Source organism: Streptomyces sp. NPDC051243 (genome assembly GCF_044455405.1).
Lineage (GTDB): Bacteria > Actinomycetota > Actinomycetes > Streptomycetales > Streptomycetaceae > Streptomyces.
This window is the reverse complement of record NZ_JBITES010000003.1, coordinates 554,334-578,595: the sequence shown is the minus strand read 5'-3', so window position 1 is coordinate 578,595 and position 24,262 is coordinate 554,334. Positions and strand designations below refer to the sequence as shown.

The 24,262-nt window shown below is 66.8% G+C and carries 23 protein-coding genes; 2 read left to right on the top strand and 21 right to left on the bottom strand.

What is annotated here, in order from left to right; all coding sequences use genetic code 11:
* The first annotated feature begins 170 nt into the window (after positions 1 to 170).
* Complete coding sequence (locus tag ACIBAG_RS09890; RefSeq protein ID WP_399102945.1) at positions 171 to 3,125, top strand: tetratricopeptide repeat protein; 2,955 nt, start codon at positions 171 to 173, stop codon at positions 3,123 to 3,125.
* 204 nt (positions 3,126 to 3,329) lie between these two features.
* Here the strand turns inward: ACIBAG_RS09890 and ACIBAG_RS09885 are convergent, their stop codons facing one another.
* The 7 genes from ACIBAG_RS09885 to ACIBAG_RS09855 all read right to left on the bottom strand — a co-directional run bounded on the left by ACIBAG_RS09885 (position 3,330) and on the right by ACIBAG_RS09855 (position 11,331).
* Positions 3,330 to 4,037 (bottom strand): hypothetical protein, encoded by a 708-nt coding sequence (locus tag ACIBAG_RS09885; RefSeq protein WP_399102943.1) that lies wholly within the window; start codon positions 4,035 to 4,037, stop codon positions 3,330 to 3,332.
* A gap of 47 nt (positions 4,038 to 4,084) precedes the next feature.
* Positions 4,085 to 5,878, bottom strand: a complete 1,794-nt coding sequence (locus ACIBAG_RS09880; RefSeq protein WP_399102940.1) for an Hsp70 family protein — start codon at positions 5,876 to 5,878, stop codon at positions 4,085 to 4,087.
* A 20-nt stretch (positions 5,879 to 5,898) separates the two neighbouring features.
* Positions 5,899 to 6,342, bottom strand: a complete 444-nt coding sequence (locus ACIBAG_RS09875; RefSeq protein ID WP_399102937.1) for a hypothetical protein — start codon at positions 6,340 to 6,342, stop codon at positions 5,899 to 5,901.
* 1,426 nt (positions 6,343 to 7,768) lie between these two features.
* The gene (locus ACIBAG_RS09870; protein WP_399102935.1) at positions 7,769 to 9,331 is read right to left on the bottom strand and encodes a pentapeptide repeat-containing protein; all 1,563 of its coding nucleotides are present in this window, start codon (positions 9,329 to 9,331) and stop codon (positions 7,769 to 7,771) included.
* A gap of 242 nt (positions 9,332 to 9,573) precedes the next feature.
* Complete coding sequence (locus ACIBAG_RS09865) at positions 9,574 to 10,158, bottom strand: hypothetical protein (protein ID WP_399102933.1); 585 nt, start codon at positions 10,156 to 10,158, stop codon at positions 9,574 to 9,576.
* A gap of 51 nt (positions 10,159 to 10,209) precedes the next feature.
* A complete protein-coding gene (locus ACIBAG_RS09860; RefSeq protein WP_031477215.1) occupies positions 10,210 to 10,680 on the bottom strand; it encodes a helix-turn-helix domain-containing protein in 471 nt (156 codons plus the stop codon).
* Positions 10,681 to 10,962: 282 nt separating this feature from the next.
* Positions 10,963 to 11,331, bottom strand: a complete 369-nt coding sequence (locus tag ACIBAG_RS09855) for a DUF4192 family protein (protein WP_399103308.1) — start codon at positions 11,329 to 11,331, stop codon at positions 10,963 to 10,965.
* Between the two features lie 328 nt (positions 11,332 to 11,659).
* On the opposite strand from ACIBAG_RS09855, the gene ACIBAG_RS09850 reads away from it, so the two are divergent.
* Entirely contained in the window at positions 11,660 to 13,147 is a 1,488-nt protein-coding gene (locus ACIBAG_RS09850; protein WP_399102931.1) for a hypothetical protein, read from the top strand.
* 127 nt (positions 13,148 to 13,274) lie between these two features.
* On the opposite strand, the gene ACIBAG_RS09845 is transcribed toward ACIBAG_RS09850, so the two are convergent.
* From ACIBAG_RS09845 to ACIBAG_RS09780, 14 genes are all read right to left on the bottom strand, one after another.
* Positions 13,275 to 13,802: a hypothetical protein gene (locus ACIBAG_RS09845; protein WP_144383756.1), complete on the bottom strand. Its 528-nt coding sequence runs from the start codon at positions 13,800 to 13,802 to the stop codon at positions 13,275 to 13,277.
* Positions 13,799 to 14,380, bottom strand: a complete 582-nt coding sequence (locus ACIBAG_RS09840; protein ID WP_399102929.1) for a DUF6349 family protein — start codon at positions 14,378 to 14,380, stop codon at positions 13,799 to 13,801. The genes ACIBAG_RS09845 and ACIBAG_RS09840 overlap by 4 nt, the downstream gene beginning before the upstream one ends.
* Before the next feature lie 48 nt (positions 14,381 to 14,428).
* Positions 14,429 to 16,078 carry a DUF4192 family protein gene (locus tag ACIBAG_RS09835; RefSeq protein WP_399102927.1) on the bottom strand — a complete coding sequence of 550 codons (1,650 nt, stop codon included), beginning with the start codon at positions 16,076 to 16,078 and terminating at the stop codon, positions 14,429 to 14,431.
* A complete protein-coding gene (locus ACIBAG_RS09830; protein WP_399102925.1) occupies positions 16,075 to 16,602 on the bottom strand; it encodes a hypothetical protein in 528 nt (175 codons plus the stop codon). Before ACIBAG_RS09830 ends, ACIBAG_RS09835 begins: the two co-directional genes overlap by 4 nt.
* On the bottom strand, positions 16,599 to 17,609 hold the full coding sequence (locus ACIBAG_RS09825) for an N-6 DNA methylase (RefSeq protein ID WP_399102923.1): 1,011 nt from the start codon (positions 17,607 to 17,609) through the stop codon (positions 16,599 to 16,601). The genes ACIBAG_RS09830 and ACIBAG_RS09825 overlap by 4 nt, the downstream gene beginning before the upstream one ends.
* Positions 17,610 to 17,700: 91 nt before the next feature.
* On the bottom strand, positions 17,701 to 18,003 hold the full coding sequence (locus ACIBAG_RS09820; protein ID WP_399102921.1) for a hypothetical protein: 303 nt from the start codon (positions 18,001 to 18,003) through the stop codon (positions 17,701 to 17,703).
* A 61-nt stretch (positions 18,004 to 18,064) separates the two neighbouring features.
* The gene (locus tag ACIBAG_RS09815; RefSeq protein WP_399102919.1) at positions 18,065 to 18,706 is read right to left on the bottom strand and encodes a hypothetical protein; all 642 of its coding nucleotides are present in this window, start codon (positions 18,704 to 18,706) and stop codon (positions 18,065 to 18,067) included.
* Positions 18,707 to 19,003: 297 nt separating this feature from the next.
* Entirely contained in the window at positions 19,004 to 19,633 is a 630-nt protein-coding gene (locus tag ACIBAG_RS09810) for a hypothetical protein (protein ID WP_399102916.1), read from the bottom strand.
* Positions 19,630 to 20,130, bottom strand: a complete 501-nt coding sequence (locus tag ACIBAG_RS09805) for a hypothetical protein (protein WP_399102914.1) — start codon at positions 20,128 to 20,130, stop codon at positions 19,630 to 19,632. The genes ACIBAG_RS09810 and ACIBAG_RS09805 overlap by 4 nt, the downstream gene beginning before the upstream one ends.
* 62 nt (positions 20,131 to 20,192) lie before the next feature.
* Complete coding sequence (locus ACIBAG_RS09800; RefSeq protein ID WP_031477204.1) at positions 20,193 to 20,534, bottom strand: HU family DNA-binding protein; 342 nt, start codon at positions 20,532 to 20,534, stop codon at positions 20,193 to 20,195.
* Between the two features lie 157 nt (positions 20,535 to 20,691).
* A complete protein-coding gene (locus ACIBAG_RS09795; protein ID WP_399102911.1) occupies positions 20,692 to 21,501 on the bottom strand; it encodes a hypothetical protein in 810 nt (269 codons plus the stop codon).
* Between the two features lie 33 nt (positions 21,502 to 21,534).
* The gene (locus tag ACIBAG_RS09790) at positions 21,535 to 21,945 is read right to left on the bottom strand and encodes a hypothetical protein (protein WP_399102909.1); all 411 of its coding nucleotides are present in this window, start codon (positions 21,943 to 21,945) and stop codon (positions 21,535 to 21,537) included.
* Positions 21,946 to 21,964: 19 nt separating this feature from the next.
* The gene (locus ACIBAG_RS09785) at positions 21,965 to 22,693 is read right to left on the bottom strand and encodes a hypothetical protein (RefSeq protein WP_399102907.1); all 729 of its coding nucleotides are present in this window, start codon (positions 22,691 to 22,693) and stop codon (positions 21,965 to 21,967) included.
* Between the two features lie 27 nt (positions 22,694 to 22,720).
* Positions 22,721 to 24,211: a DNA cytosine methyltransferase gene (locus tag ACIBAG_RS09780; RefSeq protein ID WP_399102905.1), complete on the bottom strand. Its 1,491-nt coding sequence runs from the start codon at positions 24,209 to 24,211 to the stop codon at positions 22,721 to 22,723.
* Positions 24,212 to 24,262: the final 51 nt, after the last annotated feature.

Genomic DNA, 24,262 nt, shown 5'->3' with positions numbered 1-24,262 from the left:
GTGCAGGCTGGGACGAGCGGCGCTGTGATGACCAATACCGTCAGAGGGGGAGGCAGACTCTTCGCCTCCCAGGGCGGCAACGTCGTCGTACACGAGGCAGCTAGGGAACCTGTGCGTCCAACGGACGCTCAGACGTCCGACGGTGCTGCGGGTGGTAACGAAGAGCGTTGATGGAGTCGGCGTCCTTCAATCCCGAACCTCCCAGACAGGTCATCTCTGCTGTCAACGGCTTCGCATACGGAGCGCAGGGCGCGGATATCCATGTGTTCGGCGACGGCACGCCCCTTTACCTGCTGCAGAACTGGAAGCCTCCGGCGGCACTGGATCGCACGTGGCTGCGCGAGTTGCCCAGTCGCATGCTCAATGCACGATTCCAGGTTGTCGGCTTCACCGGCCGGAACGAAGAGTTAGATCAACTACGGCAGTGGCGGGACGACGGTCCGCAACTGTCAGCACGATTGCTCCACGCCCCCGGTGGTCAAGGGAAGACCCGCCTGGCTGACCGCCTGGCCGAGGACTCCACTGCCGGCAACTGGAAGACCGTCACGGCCCTGCAAGGCCCGGGGACGGTCTTTCCGCCGCCGGGCAGCCAAGACTTGCGCCTGGACGGAACCGCCGGGTTGCTCCTCATTGTCGATTACGCCGATCAATGGCCACTGACCCATCTCATATGGCTGTTGAGCAATGCTCTCCTGCACCAGACGGGAGTACGGACACGTATCCTGCTGCTGGCTCGCACCACCAACGACTGGCCGAGAGTTCGAGCCGCATTGGCAAATCTGCAGGCTGCCACATCGAGCCAGAAGCTTCATCCCCTACCGTCGCGGAAGGACGCCCGCGATGAGATGTTCACGGCTGCCCGTAATGCCTTCGCGAGCCACTACGGCCTCGGCGAGGCCACCGGCATTGCTCCACCCGAGTCGCTGAGCAGACCGGAGATGAGCCTCACCTTGGCCGTGCATATGGCCGCACTGGTGGCAGTCGACGCCCACGCCGCCGGTCGCCGGCCTCCTGACGATATTGAAGGGCTGACGATCTATCTTCTGGACCGTGAGCACTTGCACTGGGCACGGCTCTACGGGGATGAGAGCCGCCGGCTCAAGCCCAGCGAAAGACGCTGTCGCACCCCGCCGCACCAAATGAACCAGGCCGTGTTCACCGCAACCCTCACGGGAACAGTCCCTAGCAGCACCGCGGCCGCTGTTCTCGGGCGCCTCCCCATGGCATCTGATCCTGAGCAGATAGTCGCCGACCATTCCATCTGCTATCCGAGTGCCGATCCCGGCCATGCCTTCGAGCCCCTGTATCCCGACCGACTTGCCGAGGATTTCTTGGCACTGACCTTGATCGGCCATACGGCCGACTACCCGTCGCAGCCTTGGGCCTCGGACACGCTACGCACGGTGCTCACCAGTGAGGGCGACACACGCGGTGCACCTGCCTGGGCATCCCGTTCGGTCGTGTTCCTGGCTGCCTCAGCCGGCCCTGGCCGCTGGACTCACGTCACGAAGCATCTCAATGAAGTCCTGACCACCGACCCCGCATTGGCCATAGCGGCCGGGAGTGCCGCTCTCACGGCTCTGGCCGAAGTCTCCGAACCCGACTTCGACGTGTTCGAAGCGGTGGTGGAGCAGTTTCCGGACGGGCGGCACCCCGACCTCGATCCCGGCATAGCCGCTCTGGCCGCCCGCGTCACCTCTCACAGACTCGCACACACGGAAGACCCGGCTGAACGGGCAGGTCTGTACAGCTGGCTGGCAATACGTCAGACGAACGCCGGATTGTACGACCAGGCATTGGACTCTGCCCGTTCGGCAGAGAAGATCTGGCGTCCATTGGCGAAGGAGAATCAGGCAGAGTACGAGCACGAGTGGGCAGAGTCACTGGCCAGTCTCGGTAATCGTCTGGGAGATGTGGGGCGCCATGGGGAAGCGTTGGCCACAGCAGAAGAGACTCTGGGGCTCTACCGCCGGTTCTCAAGGGGAAATGTCGCGTACGAACCCCATCTAGCGCGTTCGCTGGGCAATCTTGGTGTGCACCTGTCGGCAGTGGGTCGGCGCGAGGAAGCACTGGAGGCCGCTGGGCAAGCGGTTCAGCTCTACCGACGCCTAGGGGGACACGAGGCGGAACTCGCGACCATGTTGGCCAACCTTGGTGTGGACCTGTGGGCGATGGAGCGGCGTGAAGAGGCCCTGAATGCCACTGAAGAGGCGGTGAAGCTATATCGCCGACTGGCACAATTGAATCCGATAGCACACGAGCCGGACCTTGCCCGCTGTCTCAACAATCTCGGCGTCCGCCTTTCGGGCATGTCGCGACCCGATGAAGCCCAAAAGTCTACCGAAGAGGCAGTTCGACTTTATGACCGGCTGGCACAGGCGAATCCCGCACTTTACGAACCTCGCCTCGCCGGTTCACTCGGCAACCTGGCAGCGATTCTGCCGGAGAGCCAAGATAATGAAACTATTCTGACGCTGAAAGAGCACGCAACAGAGATATTTCGCCGACTGGCGGAAGCGAAACCAGCTCTCCACGAACCTCACCTTGCCGACTCACTTGCGGGTCTCGGCGTGACGCTCTCTGCGCTTGGCCAGGCGGACGAGGCTCTGGCTGTAGTCCAAGAGGCAGTGGTCATCCGACGCCGATTGGCTCGTAGGAACGAATCCGTCCATGCAGCCGAACTCGCGCGCTCGCTGTCGAATCTCGGTCTCCGCCTGGCCGCAGTGGGCCGCTACGCGGACGCTCGGATCGCCGCAAAAGAGTCGGTTGACATATGCCGCGGGCTGTCTCAGGCGAATCCTGTCATCTACGAGCCGCACCTGGCCGGTGCGCTGACCGCCTTTGCTGCGGCTCGAGAGAATGTCGATGCCGAAATGGAACAGATAGACGCAGAGGTCGTGCAGCTCTACCGGAAGCTGGCCGCGGCCACCCCCAAGGCTTTCTGCAGTAACCTACAGATGGCCCTATCCGCACACGCAACGGTGCTAGACGCGCTTGGACGCGCCAAGGAGGCCGATAAAATCCGCTTGGAGCTAGGCGTTGGCCACATCCAGGCCCCTGCTTTAGCTGGTCGGATTCTCCGTTGGATCAAGTCATGGAAGTCTCCGCGTGGAAAGGAGCAGTAAGATCGGGTACGCGCTCTCCTAGTTCTAAGCCTTCGAAGTCACCAGCGTATTCGCCTTCCCGCTCACTTGACGTAACTGGGCCTGCCAGCAAGTCTGGCTTTCGAATATGAGCCGACCAGGTGCGCCCATATGCGTTCACTGTTACGAGCTCTAACGAGCCGCAGACCCGACGCAAATAATTGTTGAAGACTCCCGCTACAGCGGTTACCCGGGACGCTCTCCACCGCTCAGCCAAGGGCTGGTGAAGACCAGCTGCTCTTCGCACACCCGCATCGTGTCGCCCTCGGTAACGACATAGGCAGGTGCCATGACGAAGTCGACCGGGTCCTCCGCTCGGCATGGGCCCCACGCCTTCTGCCTGCTGTTGAGTGACGCTCCCCTGACGCAGGCGAAGTTCCATTCGCAGGCGTGCCGTGCCGCGTTCGTCTTCTGAATGATGCGGCGGGCCTCGGCCCACAGGGGCTCCAGTTCATCAGGGTCCAGGAAGATGTCGTGCTGCCGAAGGTGGTGCACCGCCTCTGCTGAGGGCGTGTCGCTGAGCGCCGGGGCCTGGTCTTCGAAGAGGACGCGGGTGAGATGGCTCACGATGTGCGCCTCGGCGCGGGTCGCTGCCTTTTCAGACAGTGGCTCGTCACTCGCTGCTCGCCAACGACCCATGACGGCACCGGCGGCCGGCTCGATCATCTGCTGTACGAGCTTCCTGAAGGAATCGGCAATATCCGTATGGACGAGAAACGTCTCGTCCGGCATGTCGGTACGGTCGTGCGTGGCAAGCTCGCGCAGGGCGTTCATCGAGGCTTCCAGCTTCCCCACGCGCGCACTCAAACCCTCGACGTCGTCGGCGAGACACCGCAGGAGTTCCTCGTGCGCACGGTCCGTATCCGCCTTTCGGCCGAACAGATCCGTGATCATCTGTTGCACTTTTCCTTTCATTCGCTCTCCCGCCCCTCTCTGCGTGGTCAGTAGACGCTGTGGAATCGCACGTCGGTGGACGTGGTGCGGTTGGTGCGGAGGTTGATCGCCTCGACCTTGATGTGTGTGTCCCCGAAGCTCATACGCAGCAGGATCTTGCGATCCTCGAACAGCATGTGCATCGAGTCGGAGATGTCGATCTCCACCTCCCCGATCTTCTTGCAGTGCGGCTCGTCCACGTAGCGAGGACTCTTCTCTCGCGTGCGGTAGAGGCCGAACAGCAGGCTCGACTGATCCCGCTTCGTGGGGTGGAAGACCCGCTCCACGGTCTCACCGGCCTCCACTTCCTGGTTGTTCGTGACGAACACGCTGAACCGCTCGGCACACAGCGTCTCGCCGGAGTCGTCTTCGAATCGTTTGGCCTCCGGGTCCCAGCCCTTCTCGAAGGGCATGCTGGAAGCACAGCCGTACGTGTGCCGGGCCCGGCGGGCGCGGATCACGGACGGGTCGTAGGCGAAGTGGACGGCGCCGAAGAGGACGGCGCTCGCGGGGTCGGGAGGCGTGAGCACCTGGGCCCGGCCCTGCACGTGCAGGGCAATCCGGTGCCGCAGGTAGTCGGACCGAGCCATACCGCCGACCAGGAGGATCTGCTCCGGCTCGGACGACTCGCCGACGGTGCGCCGCATCTCATCCAACTGTTGGTCGACCAGAGCCAGGATCTGCTCCACGATCTCGTCGAAGACTGCCTCGACCTCTTTCGGTTCGACTAGGATCCGATGTCGGCTGCCCCCCGGGTACTCTTCGAGGTGCCGCTTGGTCTCCTCGTCGAGCATGTCGGAAAGCTCGGCGGACACGGTCAGGCTGACCCGGCGTTTGAATCGGGGCGAGCCGCTCCGGGGCTCCACCTCGACGTCAGCCATGACCTTCCAGTACTCCCATTCACCCACGAGCTCGAAAAGTGAGTGCTCGGACTCCTCGCATAGCCGGGCGATCGTGCGATCTCCCAGCCTGTCGGTCAGCACCGTCCGTACGAATGCCTGGTTGACGTATTCCGATCCCAGCCGGTCGCCCAGCGGCCGGGCGATCTCACGCAGGCGGACGGCCCCGCCCGGCCCCCTCTCGGCCCGGTGTGCGGTGATGTCGACCGTCCCACCACCGCAGTCGACCACCATGAACCGCTGATCGGCACGGGTTACGTCGAGCCGCCTCGGATCAGCACCGACGACATTGGCGAGATGCACCTGACAGTGCAGCGCCGCCACCTCCGGTTCGATGGCGAGCAACAACTGGTCGCCATCGGCGGGCAGGCCCGCCTCGGCGGCCGCCTCCAGCATCAGCTCCTTCTGCGCCTCGTCCCAGATGGCCGGGACGGTGAGGCACCAGCGGATGTCCTCGAGGTGGTATCCGCTCTTCATAATGCCTTCCAGCGCGACCCGGAAGATCTCGCGGAGATAGGCGACGATGAGGGACCGAGCCTTCCCGGGGGAGTCCACGCCCACAGGTCCCAGACCGGGCACTACCCCACCGCCGTAGTGCTGCGGGGCGAGTGCCATTTTGAACGCGGCGGCGTAGGTGTGCCCTTCCCGTTCGCCGTTTCCGCCCAGTTCCTGCCACTCCCGGCGGGCCGCGTGCCCCCACGCCACCGTCTCTCCGTTCGCGTCGAGCAGCAGCGCCGACAACGTCTTCGGATACGCGGAGTGGCCGCCCTCAGGCCAGCGGTCCTGGTACCAGATCTTCCGCTGGCTGGCCTCCCGGTCGTCTTCGCTGACCACTGTCCAGGCGTAGCCGCTGCCGTGTGTGCCGAAGTCGATGGCCGCGACCACCGGGTACTCGCCGCTCATTCGTCCCCCTGCGCCCGTTCTCATTGCCAGACCATCTCGACGTACCAGGCCCACAGTGAGCGCCTGGTCTCCTCTTCCCCGATGACCTCAAACACTCGGCCGAGTCGGACCAGCAACTCGGGGTCGGCATATGCGAGGTGGGGCTCGGCGCGCAGCGCGGTGAGCGCCGCGGTACCGGTTTCTCTGGCCTGCTCGACCTGGCCCGTCTCCGCGTATAGTTCCGCCTGCCCCACGCGGGCGGCGACCGGATCCATCCGGCCGTACTCGACCGCCAAGGCGAACAGGGGGACGGCGCTGCTCGCGACAATCCGCCGTTCTGCCGCCATACGCTCCGGCAGCAGCCGGTGCAGTCGGGGCGCGCGTGCATGGCGCGTCAAGTGGAACCAGTCACCCAAGACACCTGTCAGGATCGCGCAGAACTCGCCGAGTCCGTCCTCGAAGGCCAGGACCTCGTCAGCGGGCATCCGTCCGGTGCCGTCCTCGGGCCGGGGAATCATCAGCCCCGGCACACTGAGCCGTATCCCCGACCCCCCCGGGGGGCTCGCATCATGGATTGCGGGGGGGCGATCAGTGCCTGATTCCGATGAGCGCCGAAAGAGGGGTGCTTCCAAGTGTCGAGGCCGACCTGCAGGACCTCGGGAATGATCTCGATGCCCTTCTCAATTGCGGCGGTGCTCCGGAAGAGGTCGGCGAGCGAAGGAACGGTCGCCAAGTATCTGATTATTCTGCGTTTTTCCGGTTGGATGTCCGGCTGGCTGGGAATGGTGGGTGACGGGTTCGAGCGAGCCCAGTCCACCCAACTTAGGGCATTTGTTCGCCCCCCTCGTCTGTGGCACTACCGGCGCGCAGAAGTCGAGGGCACCTCCCGCCGGGGGAACTGGTAGGGGCCGGTGGCACTTGGCAGCGATCCACCCCAGCAGCGTTTCCGCTGGTCAGCACCTACCGTTCGAGCTCTGCGATAGGCGCAGTATCGAACTGGAGCCGCAGCCGGACGTCACCGGCAACAGGACTTACAGATCTTCGACGAGGCTCTCCTGAAGAAGCTGGCTCAGGGTTCGCGCGTGCAACGGCCACGCCGATTGCGGCGGATCACCCGAACCAAGCGACCCTTCCATTTCCTCGTGTCCCCTGAGCGTCCACTGGATCTTGCTTTTCGGCTCCGCTGCGTAACTTCCAGCAGCAAGCTTGTTCTGCATCGCCGCAGGTCAGAGCCTCGTCAGGAGCATCCACGCGGCCGCCGTAACACCTCAAGCGGTACTCGTGAGCAGCGGATTCTCTCCGCTGGACCCGAGTTTGTGACTCAGAGCCACTGCAGAGACGTTTCCGCAGGTCAGGACCTGTTTCTCGTGGGGCGGGTGGGACTCGAACCCACGGCCGACGGATTATGAGTCCTTTTCTGATTTTCCGATCTGTCCCCAGTCTTGCCTCGATCTTCCTATAACCGCAGGTCAGAGGCACTTCGCCGTTCTGGCCCTGAGCCGGCCTTCCTGATCCTTCCGGGTCCTTCCGTCCACTGCGTGTCCACTGGCGGTCCCCCGAGAGCCCTCCCGAGGGAGACATCTGGGGTGCCTGCGTAGATCGACGCAGGCTGAGCGGCGGGGAAGTCGAGGTCTCGAACTCGCACGCAGCGGAGTGCCTTACCGGCGCAGCGGGGTTCCCCCTCCTGTGCCCGGAGGTGGAACATCGCCGCCTTTCGCAGGTCAGCGGCCTGTTCCCAGAATACGACGACGCGGACGCCGCGCTGGGCTGGATGGGGCGGGTCTTCGACTTCTCGCGGCGGTACGAGCGACGGCGGGAAGAACACATATCCTCGTCGTGCACGTGGGATGACGCGATGCACACTTCGAGCGGGTCCACGCTGCGGCAGAACCAAGACTGGCACACCGGCGCTCACCGCCTGATCCTGCCCCGAATGGCAAGGATGGCCAGAGCCAACAGGACCGGTTCAATGAAACGAGCCGCCATCTCGATGAAAGTCCCCAGCGTGGTGAGATTCTGGCTGGGGGATCGGAAGATTGCCGCGTTGAGCGTAACGCGAATAGCTTTTTCAGTCCGGTCCCAACTGATTCGGTTCTTGCCAGTGAGAGTGAGCTCAGGGGAGGGCTGTTCGGTTTTGAGGCTGATGTTCTGGCCAGTCACCTTGCCGGTGGTCTTAGGCTGGAGTGAACCGTTCGGCAAACCCCAGAGCATCAGAGCGAGCGCCGTCACCGCCATGGCGGTAATGAGGCAGGCGAAGGCGCGCGCTGCCCGCAAGCCATACCCTGACACGAGCCAGTAGACCCCCAACAACCTGCGTTCCACCCACGGGCGCCGCTTATCCCGTTTGCGCATTTCCATTTCGCCATAATAGAAATCGGCTGCGTCAGGCTCATTTTTTGAGTCTTCGAACCCCTTGCGGAGTTGGCGATAAACCACAGAAAGGGTCTCTGGAGTGGGTTCTTTGACGGGCTCTGGGTCGCCTTGCTCGTAACTCCAGCCAGGGTAGCGCCTTTTCTTCCAGCGGCCCTTAGCTGTAGCCCGCCAGCGATTCTCTTCAGCGATAGTAATCCGCTTTGACCAGCGCCGCGGCGGCCACACGCCGCGGATCCAGGTGGGGGGCCGAGAAAATTCGCAGCCTCCTTCCATTCTGAGTTGGTCCAGATGGAATGCACCCGAGAAGGTGCACCGTTTCATATCGACATTGTTAAGAACCAGTTGAGATACGTCTGCCCCCTGCAGCGACAGCAGGCACACGGCCGGGGCCGCATCGGCGCCACTCGGGGTTAGAGGGGTCTCATCCAGTCCTTCGAAGGGGCTTGGATGCGCACTGATCGCCGTGGGTTGCGTTGGTGCAGCGTTGCTCAAGTCCACCACTGCGTAACGTAGCCGCATGATCGTAGCTGCTTCCCAACGGGTCCCCTGGCATAGGACACTATTAGCGGCCGCTTCAATCGTAAGTGGCGCCAGGAACAACGCCCCGGTGAGCTCAAGCTCGGCGGCGCGCAACGGCCCGAATCGCGACGATGCCCGGAACGTTGCACCGTTGAAGCGAGCAGCGTAATTAAATGTCACGTCGTCGAATCGGACGTTGCGCATGAACTCGGACTCGGAGAACCTGGCATCGCCACCGTTGAATCTCGCTCCCGAGAATCTGACAAGGCCAGCAAATTTTACATTCTCGAACCATGCGGACTGAGAGAACACGGCCCTGGAGAATAGGGCGTCACCGGTAAATTCGGCCCAAGTGAATGCAACGTCGCCGCTGAAGTCTACTTTGCTGAAGTCGGCAGCGCCCGCGAATTTCGCGCCATTGAATTTTGCATTATGGAGATGCGGCCTGCCATCAACTTGAAGCTTTTCAAGCAGCCTACCGAGAAGTGATTCAGTGAATTCGACGCCACGATAGTCTGCAGTATGCCCCGGCCTCAGGTTGTCGAAGTAGCTCTGGGCAGATGTCGTGTCGAGGTGTGCCAAGCATGTGCTTTGGCCAGAGATTTTGATGCCTCGGCAGCCGACCGGATCGGCATTTGATCGCCCGTTGCCGCAATGCGGCCACGAGGGGGTAGTTTTCGAGGGGGAAGAGTCGTGTGTCACGGCATCGGCACCCTAAAAGCCGTACCTGCGGTTGGTGCCGGCGACACGCGTGTTGAGCGGCCACACTACGCAGATGGACCAAGTAAGCCCCGGCAGCAGGAACCCCTAAGGGAAGCCGATAGTTAGTGCACGCGGAACTGGCGCAGCGCGTCAGCCGCCTCTCGAGCGAAGTTTGGAGCCTTCTCCTCAAGCTTGTCCAGGATGTCCTCGGCCGAGAGTCGTTCTCCCGCCCCACCCCTGGCTGTCTCCGCTGCCTGCGCCTCAACCGCCGATAGGACTTTGGATGGGGTCCAGTTGAGGCGATCCACCAGGAAGTCATCGGGCGAGTAGAGCGCCAGGCTGAAGGGTTGACGCGAGGGCTCCGGGAACGACCCGGGGTCCGTTGTCACGACGCCATTCGCGTTGGAGGCGACCGCCGCTGCCAGGACATGCCGGTCCTGCACATTGTTGGTCATCGCAGACTCGTGCTGCTCCCATCCGGTGACCATCGCGTCGTCACCGAACCTCGACTGGATGCTCTTGTTGATTTGCTCTAGCCGAGCACGATCCGCGAGAGGGTTCAGCTGGCAGGCCTCCTGCAGCGCCTCCGCCCAGATGCGTTCTGTCCACAGTGGCCGATAGGTCACGTACGCAGCCAAGTGAAGCAGTGCGTTGCGCAGGTAGCCCGGAACCAGCGTGCCGGCATCAAGGATGACCGAATAGCTCACATACCAACACTAATGTCATGATCCCGGGACGTCCTCTCGACGTGCCTCCGCTCAGTAAAGCCCCTGCTCAGCCTCTTCGGCAGCAACATCACCCAGGAAGGCATTCAGCTCCGCAGTACGCCCCGCTTTGAACTCAAGCACATCCCGAAGCCGAAGCTTGCGGTGCTGGCCTGGCCTCTCGTAGCTGAGGCGCCCCTCCTCGAGCCACCGCACTACGGTCATCCTGGAAACACCCAGGATGTTCGCAGCCTCCTGAGTCGAAAGCCAAGTCTCATGTGGGTTCACTGTCACGGACAGCCCTTGGTTGATGGTGTCGGCGACAAGCTTGAGAATGCTGAAGGCCTCGTCCGGGAGCTTGATCTCTTCCCCGGAAGGAGTGATCAGGAGCGGTACGCCGCCACCAGTGCTCGCAGCGGTGGCTTCGAGCGCATCCCCAAGATCCGACCACAGCTCCGTGGTCTCGCGATCTTCAGCAGCGGGCGGGAGCACCACTTGGTCATGGACTCTAGCCTCGGTAGTCATGGCGCCCCTCCTCTCTCTCGTCGCTCTTCCCGCAGCATAGCCGAAACGCTCAAGACGCACATCGCGTTCCGATTACAGTCTCGCTTGATCGTCTGGCGGGGGTCCCGGCTGGTGCCTTGATCACGTCGGTGGGGCCTGTGAAGAACCGCTGCTGGTGGAGATGCCGTCCAGTCCACAGCGGAGGATCGAATTAGTTGAGGAGCGTCACGCATTGTGACCGCCTGTGGACCTTCCCCGTCACAGTGGAACTTCCGGCAGGGCCGGGCCACGCTACCCAAGTGATCAGCACCGCGAAGCCGCCGAAGCGAGGGTAGGCCGTCGCGGGTGGGATTCAGCAGCTCCACGCTCGGGGTGGCCCCGGCTGGGTGCCGGAGCCTCCGGGCTGTCGGTTTTCCTGCGCGTCGGTGCGCTCGGCCTGCACCAGCCGTCCGTCACGGGCCTATAGGGCGATGGCCATCTCCTTCCGCGTTTGATGGCGTCGTGGATGGTGTCAGCCATCTGGTGGTCTGGGTGCGCGGTCAGGGCCTCCCTGAGCACGAGGCGCGCGACGGGGAGATCTCCTTGTCGCAAGGCGTACCAGGCCAGGACCGGGCCGGGACGGTGTGTCGGTGTAGGGCGGAAGGCAGCGGCGGGCGAGGAAGGCCCGTACATGTCGGGCGTGGGAGCAGCGGAGCGGTGCACCGGCGAGAGGGACACTGCCCTCCTCGCCCGAGGGTGGAGCCGGGCGACATCTGCGCAGGTTAGCCGCCTGATGCGAGCCTATTGCGCATGGCGTTCGATTACCCAAGGCCGCTTCCGCCTACTGGGTCTAGCGGTAGAACTCGGCGATGTACCCGTCTCTTTCCTGCCAACAGGGCCGCAGGCACTGTCACTCCAGACTCGAAGCGCCCCGTCCGTGGTCGGTTTGTCCTCTCCGACTCTCCCGGTCGGGCGGACGGCCGCTCTTGTGACCCGCCTCGTCCCCTTGTGAACTTGTGGCATGTATCGCTGGAAGGCGTTGAACGATCGACAACTCACGCTCCTCAGGAGCATTGCTGGCGGCGAGGATCCCGGCGCCCAGGACCCGGGCATGCGGCGATCAACCTATGCGCTGCGCGATCGGGGTCTCGTGACGGTGAGCCGCCGAGGTGGCGGCTGGCGGGCGGAAGTTACTGAGGCAGGGCGGTTCTACCTGCAGCACGGTCATCATCCGGAGCATCCGGCACACGGGCGCACGGCTGCTGGTGGATCGAAGGCACCGGTTACCGTGGCGAAGGGCAGGGTCCGCGGCTCCACGACAACGGCGACAGCTCATGGGAGCAAGCCGGCGACCACCCATAAGAAGCAGCCAACGCCGTACAGCGAAAGGCCCATCCCCGTCGCACGCCGCGCAAAAGCGACCAAGCTCGTGGAGCGATTGGCCGCCGAGCGCCATGTGGTCATATCAGAGCCTGACGAGGATGAGATCACCGAGTGGCGACGTGTCATCGACTTCGCCAAGCGGCACAAACTCGCGCCGGCGGGCAAGCGCATCGAGAAGCAGCGACTGTGGAACGCGGGCCGTGATCTGCAAATCTCGTTGGTAGACGGCCCACATGCCAACTCTGGGCGGAGGTCCCCAGAGGAGAACCCGCGGGTTTCAGTCCCCGGGCAGTTGCGCTCGCCGCACCGCGTCGTGGCGGCCTTGCGAGACAGCGAGCGCCGGCTTCTTATGCCGCCCTCTCTGCGTCGCCGTGCTTTGCTGCTGCTGCAAGGGCTCGCAGCAGAGGCGGAACGCCGGGGATACAAGGTACGCGAGCAGCGGGTCCCTGAGCGTGACCACCGTTCAGCGCACTATTACAACGGCCGGTACTTCCCCGCGAGTTGTCGGGAAGGGGTGCTGGAGATCGTTATCGACGGCTTCACCAGCTGCGTCACTATCAAGCAGGAGTTTCCCCAGTCTGCCGATCCAGACCGCTCTCAGCAGCTCGCTCTGGACATCGGGTACAGCCGGTCCAAGAGGCAGCACCACTGGGGCGACCGCAAGCGGTCGAAACTCGAGGACGTCCTCGGGATCGTGCTCCGGGAACTGGAGACTCGCGCGGTCGAGGAGCAGCAGAGGAAGCTGGATGAGGAACGCGCGAAGGTAGAGCGCCGCATCAGCTGGGAAGCGGCCATGGCTACCGCCAAAGAGAAGGCTGCTCAGGCTCGCTTCGCAACGATTCTCCGTGAGCAGGCAAGGCAGTGGCAGGATGCGGATGCGCTCCGCCAGTACTGCGACGCTCTGGAGCGCAGGATCAATGTAGCGGTGGACGAGGACGTCGACGTCGAATCGGCTCGTGTCTGGTTGCGGTGGGCGCGCGACTACGCAGAGACCCTCGACCCGCTGACACAACTACCGACCATGCCGTCCGGGCTGACGTTCGAGCCGGAAGATCTCAAGCCGCACCTCAACGGGTGGAGTCCCTACGGTCCGGAGGCGCACGCATCGGCGTGGAGCACTTTCTGAGGGGAGGCGTGCCTCGCCTTTGTGTAGTGCGAGCATCGCTAGCCGCACTCCTGACCGATGCGCCAGGGCCGCGCCGTCTGCACCCGAGAGCGCGGCCCTGTCTGCGGTGAGCAGCCTCGTTGCGAGGTCACTCCGGGATGCTTCCTCCTCCTGGTGTTGCGGAGTCCACGCCTGATGCGCCTTCCGTTTGTTCGAGGTGGTGCACTGCGGCGATCTCTGCAGCGAGCGCCTGCCGAGCCTGCCTGAGGCGTTCGCGGTGCTTCCTCAGTGCCTGTTGGGTGCGCGCGAGGGCCTTTGCTTGACGTGCCTCCAGCTCAGTGAGCCTGGCTATCTGCCGTTCGGAGTGAGCAATCTCGTCTGATCGCAGAAGGGTCGTGGGCCGGCGGGCGACCGGTCTACGGGCTGGCGTGCGTTCCTTGTTCATCTGTGCGTGGGCGAAGGACAGGAACTCGTCGCGGGGGATGTACTTCACGCGCCTGTCGCCGATACCCGTCAGCAAAACGATCTTCGGGAAAGTTGCGTGGCGCTTGGCCCAGTTGCTGACGGTGGAGCGAGTGACGCCGACGAGGGCTGCTCCGGCGGCGAGGTTGATCAGTTCGTCTTCGCGTCCCTTGTACTCGGGTCGGAGCCACGTGACGGACTTGGGGTCGCTCACGCCGCCTCGCTCTCGTGGTACTCCGGGAGCAGCGTTTCGGTGATCGCTGTCCGATGCTCCGTCCTTGGCGGTTGTACGGCGAGGTCGTAGCCGCCTCCGGGCGCTTTGCCGGGCAGGTGCCGTTTCTCGATTCCTGTGCGGATGGTGCGCACGGGCCCGCCTGTGTCGAACCAACCCTTCGGGTACAGGCGCGTGGCGTGGGTGGTCCAGTGCCGGCCTCGGCGTTCGGGGAGTGGCGGGAGGTCGCGCCATCCCTCGTGGGTGTGGTCGTGGGCGTCTTCGACGGCTTGGTCAGTTCGTCGGCGGTCGGGGCCTTCCCAGTTGCAGCCGAGGCATGCACCTCGGTGGAGGTAGGTCCAGAGGTCGCCGGATCCGTCCGGGGCGAGGCGGCCCCAGTTGCGGACGAGGACGGTGGGCTGGTGATCGGCGGTGGGTTCGGGCGGTGTGTGATGGGTGAAGCCGGGGTGTCCCCAGGCGATGCGCCAGCGGTCGCGGCTGTTGCTGTTCTTGTCGCGGTAGTGGGGCAGGTAGTCGGTGTGGCGTGTGACGGCGCCACAGCGTTCGTCAGGCGTGGTCATGAGGTGCGTCTCCAGGGGCCCCGGCGGTTGCCGGGGCCACCGTGTTGGTCAGAGGGTGTCGAGGTCGGGTCGGCTTGCGGCGAACTCCGCCGCAGCCTCGCGGTACGTCGCCAGGAGCCGGGCCGGGTCGCACTCGTTGCGGATGCCGTCGAGCAGCAGCTTGGCCATCGTGTAGCCGGGGTAAATGTCGAGGGCTTCGGCGAAGGCGTGGCTGGCGGTGACGGTGTCGCCCTGCCGCCAGGCGACCCAGCCGAGGAGGGTGAGGAGCGGCGGAGCCTTTCCGGTGTGCGGCGGCACGCAGCGCCGGGCGAGGTAGCCCCACAGTTGCCGCTCGTAGGGAAGGTCGCTCTCCTCGCCGGTGGACAGCGCGGCGTCCCTCGTGTGCAGATCTTGCAGGCCGAGGATGATGCGGGCGGAGACCTCGTCCATGAGCTGGGGACGGCCGTTGCGGAAGTCGGCCAAGGCTCCGTTGACGATGTCGATGGTGCCGAAGCGGGCGAGGAGTCGGCCGTCCTCGGTCTGGACCTGGTCGTAGTAGTGGGTGGCTGCTGCGTCGAGGGCTTCGCGGTAGCGCACCGCGGTGGTGTCGGTGGCAGGGCGGTATTCGCTGGCGACCTCGACGGCGTGCTGAAGGTGCGTCAGGCGGTGGGCACGGCCCTCGCGGGCGGAGGCGAGCCAGTTTCGGGGGTCTTCGCCGTCGATCGTGCCGAGGTGTATGCCAGTGGCCAGCTCGTAGTCGGGGTCGGTGGTGATGGCGTCGCGTAGGGCCAGCCGCGCGGCGATGAGGTCGCCTTGCCGCCAGGCGACGAACGCGAACAGCGTCAGGATTGGCACGGCCTCCTGTGTGAACGGTTCAGCGCAGTGCCGCGCGAGGTAGGCCCACAAGCGTCGGGCGTGGGGAAGGTCGCCGTCCTCCGCGTGGGCCACGCCGGCCTCCACGGCGGCGTCGTCTTGCAGGCCGACGATGAGCTGCGTGGTCAGGGCGCGGCTGAGGGCGGTCGCCCCGTCACGGAACCGGCCCATGGCGGCGTCGATTTGTTCCAGCGTCAACGCGAGCGTGGCGTCGCGTCCGGCGTTGGTCGCGCACCGCGAGTTGAAGTGGTCGGCGGCGGTGTGCAGGTCCTGGAGGAACGCGGGGTCTGCCGTGGCCGCCCGGAACTCCTTGATGATGTCGCGGGTGTGGGGGCCGGGAGTGCGGCCGAGGCGGGTCATCTGTGCGGCGACGCTGGTGGGGTCGTCGGGCGACGGGAGCGGGTCGCCCTCGCAGCACCCGTCGATGTCGCACTCGTAAGCCCACCACCGGTCCGCGACGAGGCCGATCGTCTGGAGGACGTTGGCGCGGTGCTCCATGAACTCGTTCGTGAGCCAGGTGCCGACGGGGGCGAGGAGCGCGGCGGTGTCCTCGGGGCTCTGGCCGGGGCGCGGTTCGCGGCAGAGATAGATGATGACGCCCTCAGCGAGGTCATGGCCGCGGTCGTGGGCGTAGGCCACGAACTGGCGGGCAGCGTGCTCGGCGGTGGCCTGCCACTCGGCGCTGTCGTCGGGGAGGGGGCACGTCATGGTCGGCCCGTCATGGAAGTTCGGGCCGGGCGCGTGGAGGGCGATGCTGTCGTCCGGGTAGTGGCCGAGGAGGTACGGCAGGATCTGGGCGAGGTTGGGCAGGCTGGTGACCTGCACGGTGTTGTCGGGCGTGCTCACTTCTGGGTTCCTTCCTTCTGCGATGCGGTGTCGGGCTGCCCGATACGGGCGGGCGGAGCGGGGGCGGGCATGCCGCGTGGCTTGTCCGTGAGGGCTGGGAGCAGCCGTTCGCGCACGAGCGCGGCGAGGTCGGCGGCCAGGGCTTCGCTGGTGCGTGTGGTCAGGACGGCGTGCCAGGTGCGGCCGGGCTGGAGCCGGGCGTCGTTGGCGGCTTGTGCTTCGGCTTGCTCGATGTCGGTGCCGTCGGGGATCGGCGGCAGGTCCGGGCCTGCGGTGATCCAGGTCTGAATGGCGAGGCCGCGGGACTGGACTCGCAGGCCGATGCGGTGGCCGTCGGAGTGCTGGTAGGCGACGGTGCGGTCAGGGGTGTCGGTGTCCTCCTTGCTCCACGGCGGGTCGAGGGTGGGGGCGAGCTGGTCGAGGGGCGGCAGGTCGATCTCGTCGCGGGGTCCGGCGAAGGCCGGGCGTCGACGGCGCGGCGTGGGGGTGGTGCCGGGTCGGTCGAAGGGGTCGGGTTCGGTCACGCGGCGTTCTCTTCGCTGGGCATGAGCTGGTCGACCAGGTCGAAGGCGCGGCGCCAGGCGACGATCGTGCTGGCGGTCTCCATGTACCGGTCGCGCTGCTCGAAGGCTTCTTTGGCTTCGGCGCGGGTCTTGGCGTAGTCGTCTTCCGGTGCGAGGGAGTCGGCGCAGCCGATGAGGCAGCGCGGGCCGAGGTCCCAGATGATCGCGTTGACGGCGGCGCACCCGGCGGACAGCGAGTCGATGTCGTTGCCGTACCAGAGGAAGTCGTGCGGGTTGAGGCCGAGGTCGCGCAGGCGTTGGGCGACGGAGCGGAACATCGTGCCGGAGCCGACGGCGGGTTCGCGGAAGGACATGCCTGGCTTGGCGAAGTCCTTGGCCACGGTCATGTTGGCGAGCAGGTCGGTGACGCACGCCGGCGTGTGGTACTCGCCGCGCCACTTCTTGTCGCTCTTGTGGCGGAGGCCGGTGAGCAGGGGGCTGAGGACATCGGCTTCGGAGCGTTGCCCGGGGTCGTCGTGGCCGGTGAGGTCCATCAGGCCGGTGTTGATGGCGGCGCGGGTGACGGCGTGGACGGCGCGGAACTGCTGCTTGTCGGGGTTGGGGTTCCAGGCCCAATCGTGGAGTCGTATCGCGCGGTTGATCAGGTCGGGGCGCTTGATCCAGTGGCCGAGGTAGATCTCCTTGAGGAGCTGCGGGAGTTCTTCGGGCTGGAGGTTGAGCACCCAGTCCGCCAGGCCGGGCACGTTGCGCAGCAGGGACAGCCCGGCGACGGTGCCGAGGGGGACGTCGATGCTGCTGCCGCCGAAGGACTGGTACCAGGCGTCGAGGACGTTCTCCGCGATCTTGCGGGCGTGCTCGTGCGGGTTGCGCGGGGCGGCGTAGCGGCGGGCGGTGATCTTGCCGGTGGGGCGGGCCTTGGACTTGGGCGGGGGCTTCTTCGCCCACGATGGCGCGGGCCGCGCGGCGGTGGCCGGGGTTGCCGCGCGGGGCAAGAAGTCGTCGGACATGGCTGCGGATTCCTTTCTGCGGGCGCGCATGGGGCCGCCCCGGTGCGCTGGGCGCGGCCGGGGCGGCGTGTGGATGGGGTGGGGAGCGGGATCAGCTGGTCTGCTGGAGGTCCCGGAGGGTGGCGAAGATGCCGCGGACCTCGACGTCGTAGGCAGCGGCGGGGTAACCGGCTTGACGCAGGCCGTTGATGAGGAACATCAGGGCCGCCTCGTCGGTCTCCATGTCCTTGATGAGCTGGTCGAAGCTGGTGTCGCGCAGCTCTTCGGGGCGGTGCTCGTAGCCGATGCGCAGGGTCTCCTCGATCTCGGCGAGGGTCGCGGCGGTCTGCTTGTCGGTGAGGCCGAGCAGCGTGGCCCAGGCCGCCAGGGTCGCGTCGTCAACGGGGAGCTTCACGGGCTGATGCCTTTCTGGTGGGCCGTGCCCGGCCGCAGGGGGCGGCCGGGCACGGGCGGGGTCAAGAGGTGGGGTCGGTGGGGAAGGGGTTGTCCCGGTGGTCGGGGTGGCAGGCGGCGTACAGGCCGCCGGGGAGGCGTTCGGTGATGACGCCCCATCCGGCCCAGCGCATGACGGCGAGGTAGCCGAGGTCTCCGCCTGCGAAGCCGGTGCGGCCCTTGGCGCCGGGGTCGGGCGCGATGAACACCCAGCCGGGCAGTTCTCCGGTGTCGTCGGGCAGGACCTGGAAGCCGGGGCGGAGTTCGTGGACGCCGTCGGTGTGGATGGGCGGCAGTCCGGCGGCGGTCAGGATGCGTACGGCGGCCTGGACGTGCGGGTGGCCATGGCATTCGGGCGGGGTGCCGACGCCGGTGTGGATGGGTCGCTGGTACGGGAGGCGGCCTTCGGCGGCCTTGTAGATGTCCATCAGGAGTCGGGCGTCGTCGCGGCGGCCGGCGTGGCGCATGGCGAGGTTCGCGACGATGGCGATGGAGTGCCGGTCCTGGGTGAACAGGCGGCGGAACTGGTCGAGGGTCATGCCGGTCGTCACTTGCACGCGGGCGAAGGTGCGTGAGGCGAAGCGGACGGCGTGGGCGACGTGTTCGGGGTCGAGCCCTATTTCGTGGGCGAGTTGCCGGACTCCGGGCGAGTAGGTGTCGGTCATGGGTTCTCCAAGAGGCGCTTGCGCGTATGGGTGCGCCCCCGGCGGTTGGCCGGGGGCGCGGGGTGCTGCTGGGGTCCGAGGATGGTTAGCGGCGTCCGCCGCATCCGGCGTGGCCGCAGCCGCCGCAGAAGCCGCCGCTGTTGCACTCGCAGCTGCATCCGTGGTTCTGGATTTCCATTCCAATTCCCCTTCCTCTTCGGGTATTTCCCGAATTCCTTACTTATATCTTAATGGCAGATACCCCAGAAGCAAGGTATGGCCAACCGAATGCGCATTTAATTTCCGCAATTCAATTCCCTAATCTGCGGCTGCCGGAATGAGATCGGGCCAGCGGACGGCCTCCAGCGCGCGGCGGTGTGAGTCGGGCACGGGCACGGTCGGGTAGCCGAGCCAGTCGAGTCCCATCGCGGCGAGGATCGTGGCGTCCGCCTGGTCGTAGCGGCCCGGCCCTTCACACGGGACGCCGTACCGCTCGACGGCCACCGAGCGCACCATGCCCTTCGCGACGCGGGCCCGGTCCTTGCGCGGGAAGTCCTGCGCCGGGTTGGCCCGACCGGTCGCGTAGATCGTGCGCCCGTGCGGGGTCACGACGGCGTACGGGATGCTGTGGCGCCACAGGTACTGCGTGACCAGCCACCACAGCCCGGCCAGCTCGTGGTGCCCGGCCTGACCGCCCTGGGCGTACGCGGCGCCCTCGACGACCACCAGGTCCGCGCCGTCCTTCACGCTCAGCGCGATGGCCGTGACCAGCCAGTCCAGCCGCTCGTGGCTGCGGCGGCGGCCGGGCCGGTAGGCGCGCGCCCAGTCTGTTCCCGCGACGCCGGTCGAGGTCAGCGACAGGTCGAGGCCGACAACACGCGGCTGCCACTCCCCCTTCTCCTGGACGCTCGGCAGGGTCACCGGGGCGCTTTGGAGTTCGGCGGTCACCGATCACCCTCGCCGGTTGCTGCGCGATGGTCGGTGATAAGCCGGTTGGCCTCAGCCACGGCCGCAGTCTTGGCGCGGGCCGTCCACTCGCCGTCGTAACTGCCGAGCGGCCCCCACAGATACCAGCCGGTGTCGTGGTAACCGTCCTTCGGATTCCTGCGGCGGTAGCTCAGTTCCCACCAGCCGTCGCGCCAGCGCCACAGGCGCTTCGCGTCCGGGTCGGGCACCCAGCCGGCACGCTCGGCCAGGGCCTGGAGACGCGCCACGTCGGTGCGCAGCATCGCCGCTTCGGCGGCGGCGTCCAGGTCGCGCGGAGCGGTGCACTCGCCGCCGCCCGCCTGATGCCCGGGCGAGGAGGGGCGAAGGCCAAGCTGCCGCACGGCCTCGTCCCTCTGTCGCGCGACGCGCCGTAGCAGACGGGCCGCGCCAACCATGCACCGCTCCTCCAGCCACTTCGCCGTGGCATCGATCTCGACGCCCACGGAACGGTCGTTCATCTCGAACTCCTTCGGCGGTGCCGTCCCGGCGTGCGCCGGGACGGCACCTGGTGTGCAGCGGGTTACGGGCGGGCGACCTTGGGGGTCTTGGGGTCCTTCTGGATGCAGTTGCCGGACTCGGGCATCGCCCGTCGGCCCGCGACGAGGTCCTGGAACCGGGCGCCGGGACGGAACTTCACGACCCGGCGCTCGGCGACCTCCACCGGCTCACCGGTCTGCGGATTGCGGGCGGTACGGGCCGGGCGCACCTCGGGGGTGAGGCTGCCGAAGCCGGTGACTGAGACGACCTCACCGGCGGCGACGGCGCGGACCATCGCGTCGAGCGCGGCCTCGACGGCGTCAGCCGCCTGAGCGCGGTTGCCAGTCACCTTCGCCACGGCCTGGATGAGCTGGGCCTTGTTCACGGGGCTTTCCTTTCGATTGGGCTGGGCCGCAGGAGTCGAGGGACGGGCGCGCCACGCGGCGGGCCACGGGTTCAGTCCGTAGCCGGGGTCCGCGTCGTGGTCGCACACCGAAGCGCGAGAGCGCACACGTTGATTCATGAATGTCATCTATCTCGCGTTATTCGGGCAGACGGACGAGGAACTTGCCGACCGCGAGCACCTGGGAGATGGGTAGGGCGACGGCCGCGTAGTCGGCCGAGATCAGCCGCGGCTCCTCGCCGGGGCGGGGCCGGGCGGGCACGACCCAGGCCGTACCCGTCCAGTCCGCGTAGCGCGCCCCGACTTCGAGGAACTGCCCGGCGAAGAGGAACAGGCGGGTGCGCAGCGAGGAGGACCATCCTTCGCCCGGCACCGGGGCGTCCCAACTGTGCGGGGTCTGGAGGCCGAGGAAGTCGGGTCCGGCGGTCACCAGGGTGCCCGCCGACCCCAGGGAGCGGAACTCGATCGCCTCGCCGTTGCCGCCGGCGTTCAGCCACAGGGACAGGTCGTCGGCGCTCAGCTGCACGGGACGACCGTGCAGCGCGCCGTGGTCGCGGGCGTCGAGTACCAGGCGCAGCAGGACGCGCCAGGGAAGGCGGCCGACGTGGGGTGCGGCGGGGATGGTGAGCTGCGCGACGCCCTCGGTGAAGCGGAGCAGCTGGTGGCCGCCGGTGGTGAGGTGCTCGACGGTGACGGTGTCGGACGACTCCAGCCAGCCGCGCAGCGCGGTGGCGTCGTCGTAGCCGACGGGGGCCGTCCACACGTCGCCCGCGACGGGAGTGCGGGCGACGGCGAGCGTCCGCTCGCTGCACGCGACGACGTGGAGGTGGCCGGGGGTGCAGTCGAGGATCAGGGCGTCGAGGTCGCCTGCGTCCTCGTCCGCCCGGAAGCGGTGCGGGGCGGCCTGGTCGAGGATGGCCGCCAGGTCGCGGGCCTTGATGGTGAACATGTCGTGTCTCCGCAGGAGTTGTAGAGGTGGTGATCAGGCGCCGGAGGCGCGCTTGCGGGCCCGGCGGGCCTGCTGGGCGAGCCGTCCGGCCTCCAGGCACAGGGAGCAGGCGCGCTCCCCGCGCCGGTTGTGGGCACGGGCACCGGCTTCGGTGCCGTGGGTGATCGGGCGTCGGCCGCGCTCGCGTAGTTCGGCGGGCTGAGCGCCATCGCAGGTCGCGAGGACCTGCCCGTTGTGCCAGAGCCGCCCGCCGCACACGCCGTCGAACAGGCTCGTGCTCGGCATGACCAGGTCGATGCACTGCGACCGGAACGGGCAGCCCTGGCAGGCCGCGAGGAGGGAGAGGACCAGCGGCTCCGTCGGGGCTTCGGCCACCGTCTCCTCGGACGTGAAGCGGGCGTCCCCGGCGCAGGGGGCCTGGGCGACCCACCCGTTGCCGCTCATCTGCTCCTCCTCCCGTGCGCTAGGCGGTCGGCGGCAGCGGCATCAGGCGGACCTGATCGCTGGTGCTGAGGCCGAACGGGTGGGCGTAGTCACCGGGCAGCGGCATCAGGTGCCGGTCGGCCAGGGCAGGGAGGGCGAGCATCTGGGCGATGAGCCCGGCGAGGGCGGTGTCGCAGGCGGGCGGCCAACCCGGACGGGGGATCCGCACCGGAGTGCCGTCGTCAGCGACGCCTTCGAAGATCTCGATGACCCGCCCGGCCGCGCGTCCGTCCACGACGATCGCGGTCGCCTCCGGGTGGTGCTCGCGGACCAGCTCGACAACGCGGGCGGCCCGGTCGGCCGGGGGCAACTCCAACAACCAGGAGTTGCCGTCGGAGGCAGAGTTGCGGTGGACGGACGCCCACGCCGGAGAGGAGTAGGGAGCGAGCGCGGCCTGCACGTCGGACTCGATCTGGTCCGCGATGTCGTCGAGCGGGTGCTCGTCCTCCCCGTCGCGGTTGTCCCACAGCTCGGGGCAGGTTCCCAGGGGGCTGGGCTGCGCGCCCAGCACGCCGTGCAGGTCAAGGGTGCGGGAGCTGTAGAAGGCGAAGGTCACGTAGACCGCCTCGGGGCAGGCGGCGCGGATCTTTGCGGTGATGTGGTCGAGCACCGCGAGGCAGTACGCCTTCTCGATGCGCAGGCGCTCGGCCTCCAGTTCCTCGCGCTGCGAGCAGAGAATGGTCAACTGGTCGTGCGCTGCCGGTGTCATGGCAGTGATGTCCTTTCTTCTTGGGGGTTAGGCGAGAACGGGCTTGAGGCGTTCGCCGATCCAGCGCGCGACGTTGACCGACACGGCGTTGCCGGCCTGCTGGGTCTGGGCGGCCTTGGTGCCGACGACCTCGTACGTCTCGGGGAACCGCTGGGCTGACAGCTGCTCGCGGGGCTGCAACATGCGGAAGTAGCAGTCCTCGATGGCGGGCGCGGTCCGCACAATGGCCGCCGAGTCGCGGGTCGACAGGGTGTGCAGCGGCTCGCCCGCGGTCTTCGGCGCGGCCTTGCGGTACGGGATCACCAACGTGTTGCGGGCCCGGGTGCGGACGTTGCCGTCGGGCACGACTAGGCCGTGATGGCGGGCCGTGGCGATGGTGCTCAGCGGGGCGTCGATCGGCGCGGCGTCGCAGTTGTTGCGGAACTCCACGATGAACGGGTCCACCGTGACGAGGGCTTCGCTCTCGCGGGTGGTGCGGGTGCGCATGGGCTCCTCGATGGGCGAAGCCGTGTCGTTCCATGAGCCGCCCACCGGCACCAGCAGGGCCTCACCGAGCTTGGCCGTGCGGGTGGGCAGCGGCCGGGTGTGCGGGGCGAACGCGCGGTCGGTGCCGTCCTTGCCGTGTGTGAGGGTGACGACGGACGGCTCGTAGGGGAACTTCGCCAGTCCGGCCGCGATGCGGCGCATGGTGTTCGGCACCAGCGGGCGGACGCGGTCTCCGATGCGCTGGCCGATGTCGTCCCACATGATCACGTCGGAGGCGGGCCGGACGTACGGCTCCACCAGCGCGTGGCCACAGCGGCTGTTCGGGCAGCGGTAGTCGTACTGCTGCTGGTACTTGCCGACCTTCACCCGCGGGTCGCGCCAGCTCTGGCGCGCCTTGACGTCCCGCCCGCACTCGAAGCAGTACGCCAGTGGACGGGGGGCGAGGTCGGGGCGGCGGATCCCGGTGAGGGTGAAGACCAGGTACACGCGGTCGCGCCACTGCGGGGCGTACGGATTGGTCTCCGACCCGATGTGCGCGGAGGACACGGAGACGATCTGGACGCGGTAGCCGAGCTTCTTCATGGCGCGGATCCACTCGGGGAACAGCAGCCAGTCGGTGATGAACTCGACGACGTTCTCCACGACGACGCACGGGAACCGCTTCGCCTCGGCGGCGCGCAGCACGCACCAGGCGGTCACCCGCGTCATCTCGAAGGCTTCCGGGGGCAGTTCGCGCCACTGCTCCTCTTCCTCGAACAGTGCGTCCTGCGCCGGGTCGGGCCGCTTCTTCCCGCCGGCGGGGCTGACCTCGGTGCAGATGACGCTGGCCCACAGCACGAGGGCCTTCGGGAGCCAGCGCATGGGGTAGTTCTGGATGTCGGCGCAGCGCGCCGCCGCATTCGGGTGGTTGAGCCCGAACGTGTCGACGGCGGTCTGCCAGTGGTTGATGCCGAGGATGGGGTCGAAACCGGCTTCCAACAGGCCGGTGGCATCTCCGCCCGCTCCGCAGAGCAGGTGGATGGATCGGGGCACGGTCTTAGGTCTCCAAGAGGTGGGGCCGCCCGGCCCGGCTGGGCTGGGCGG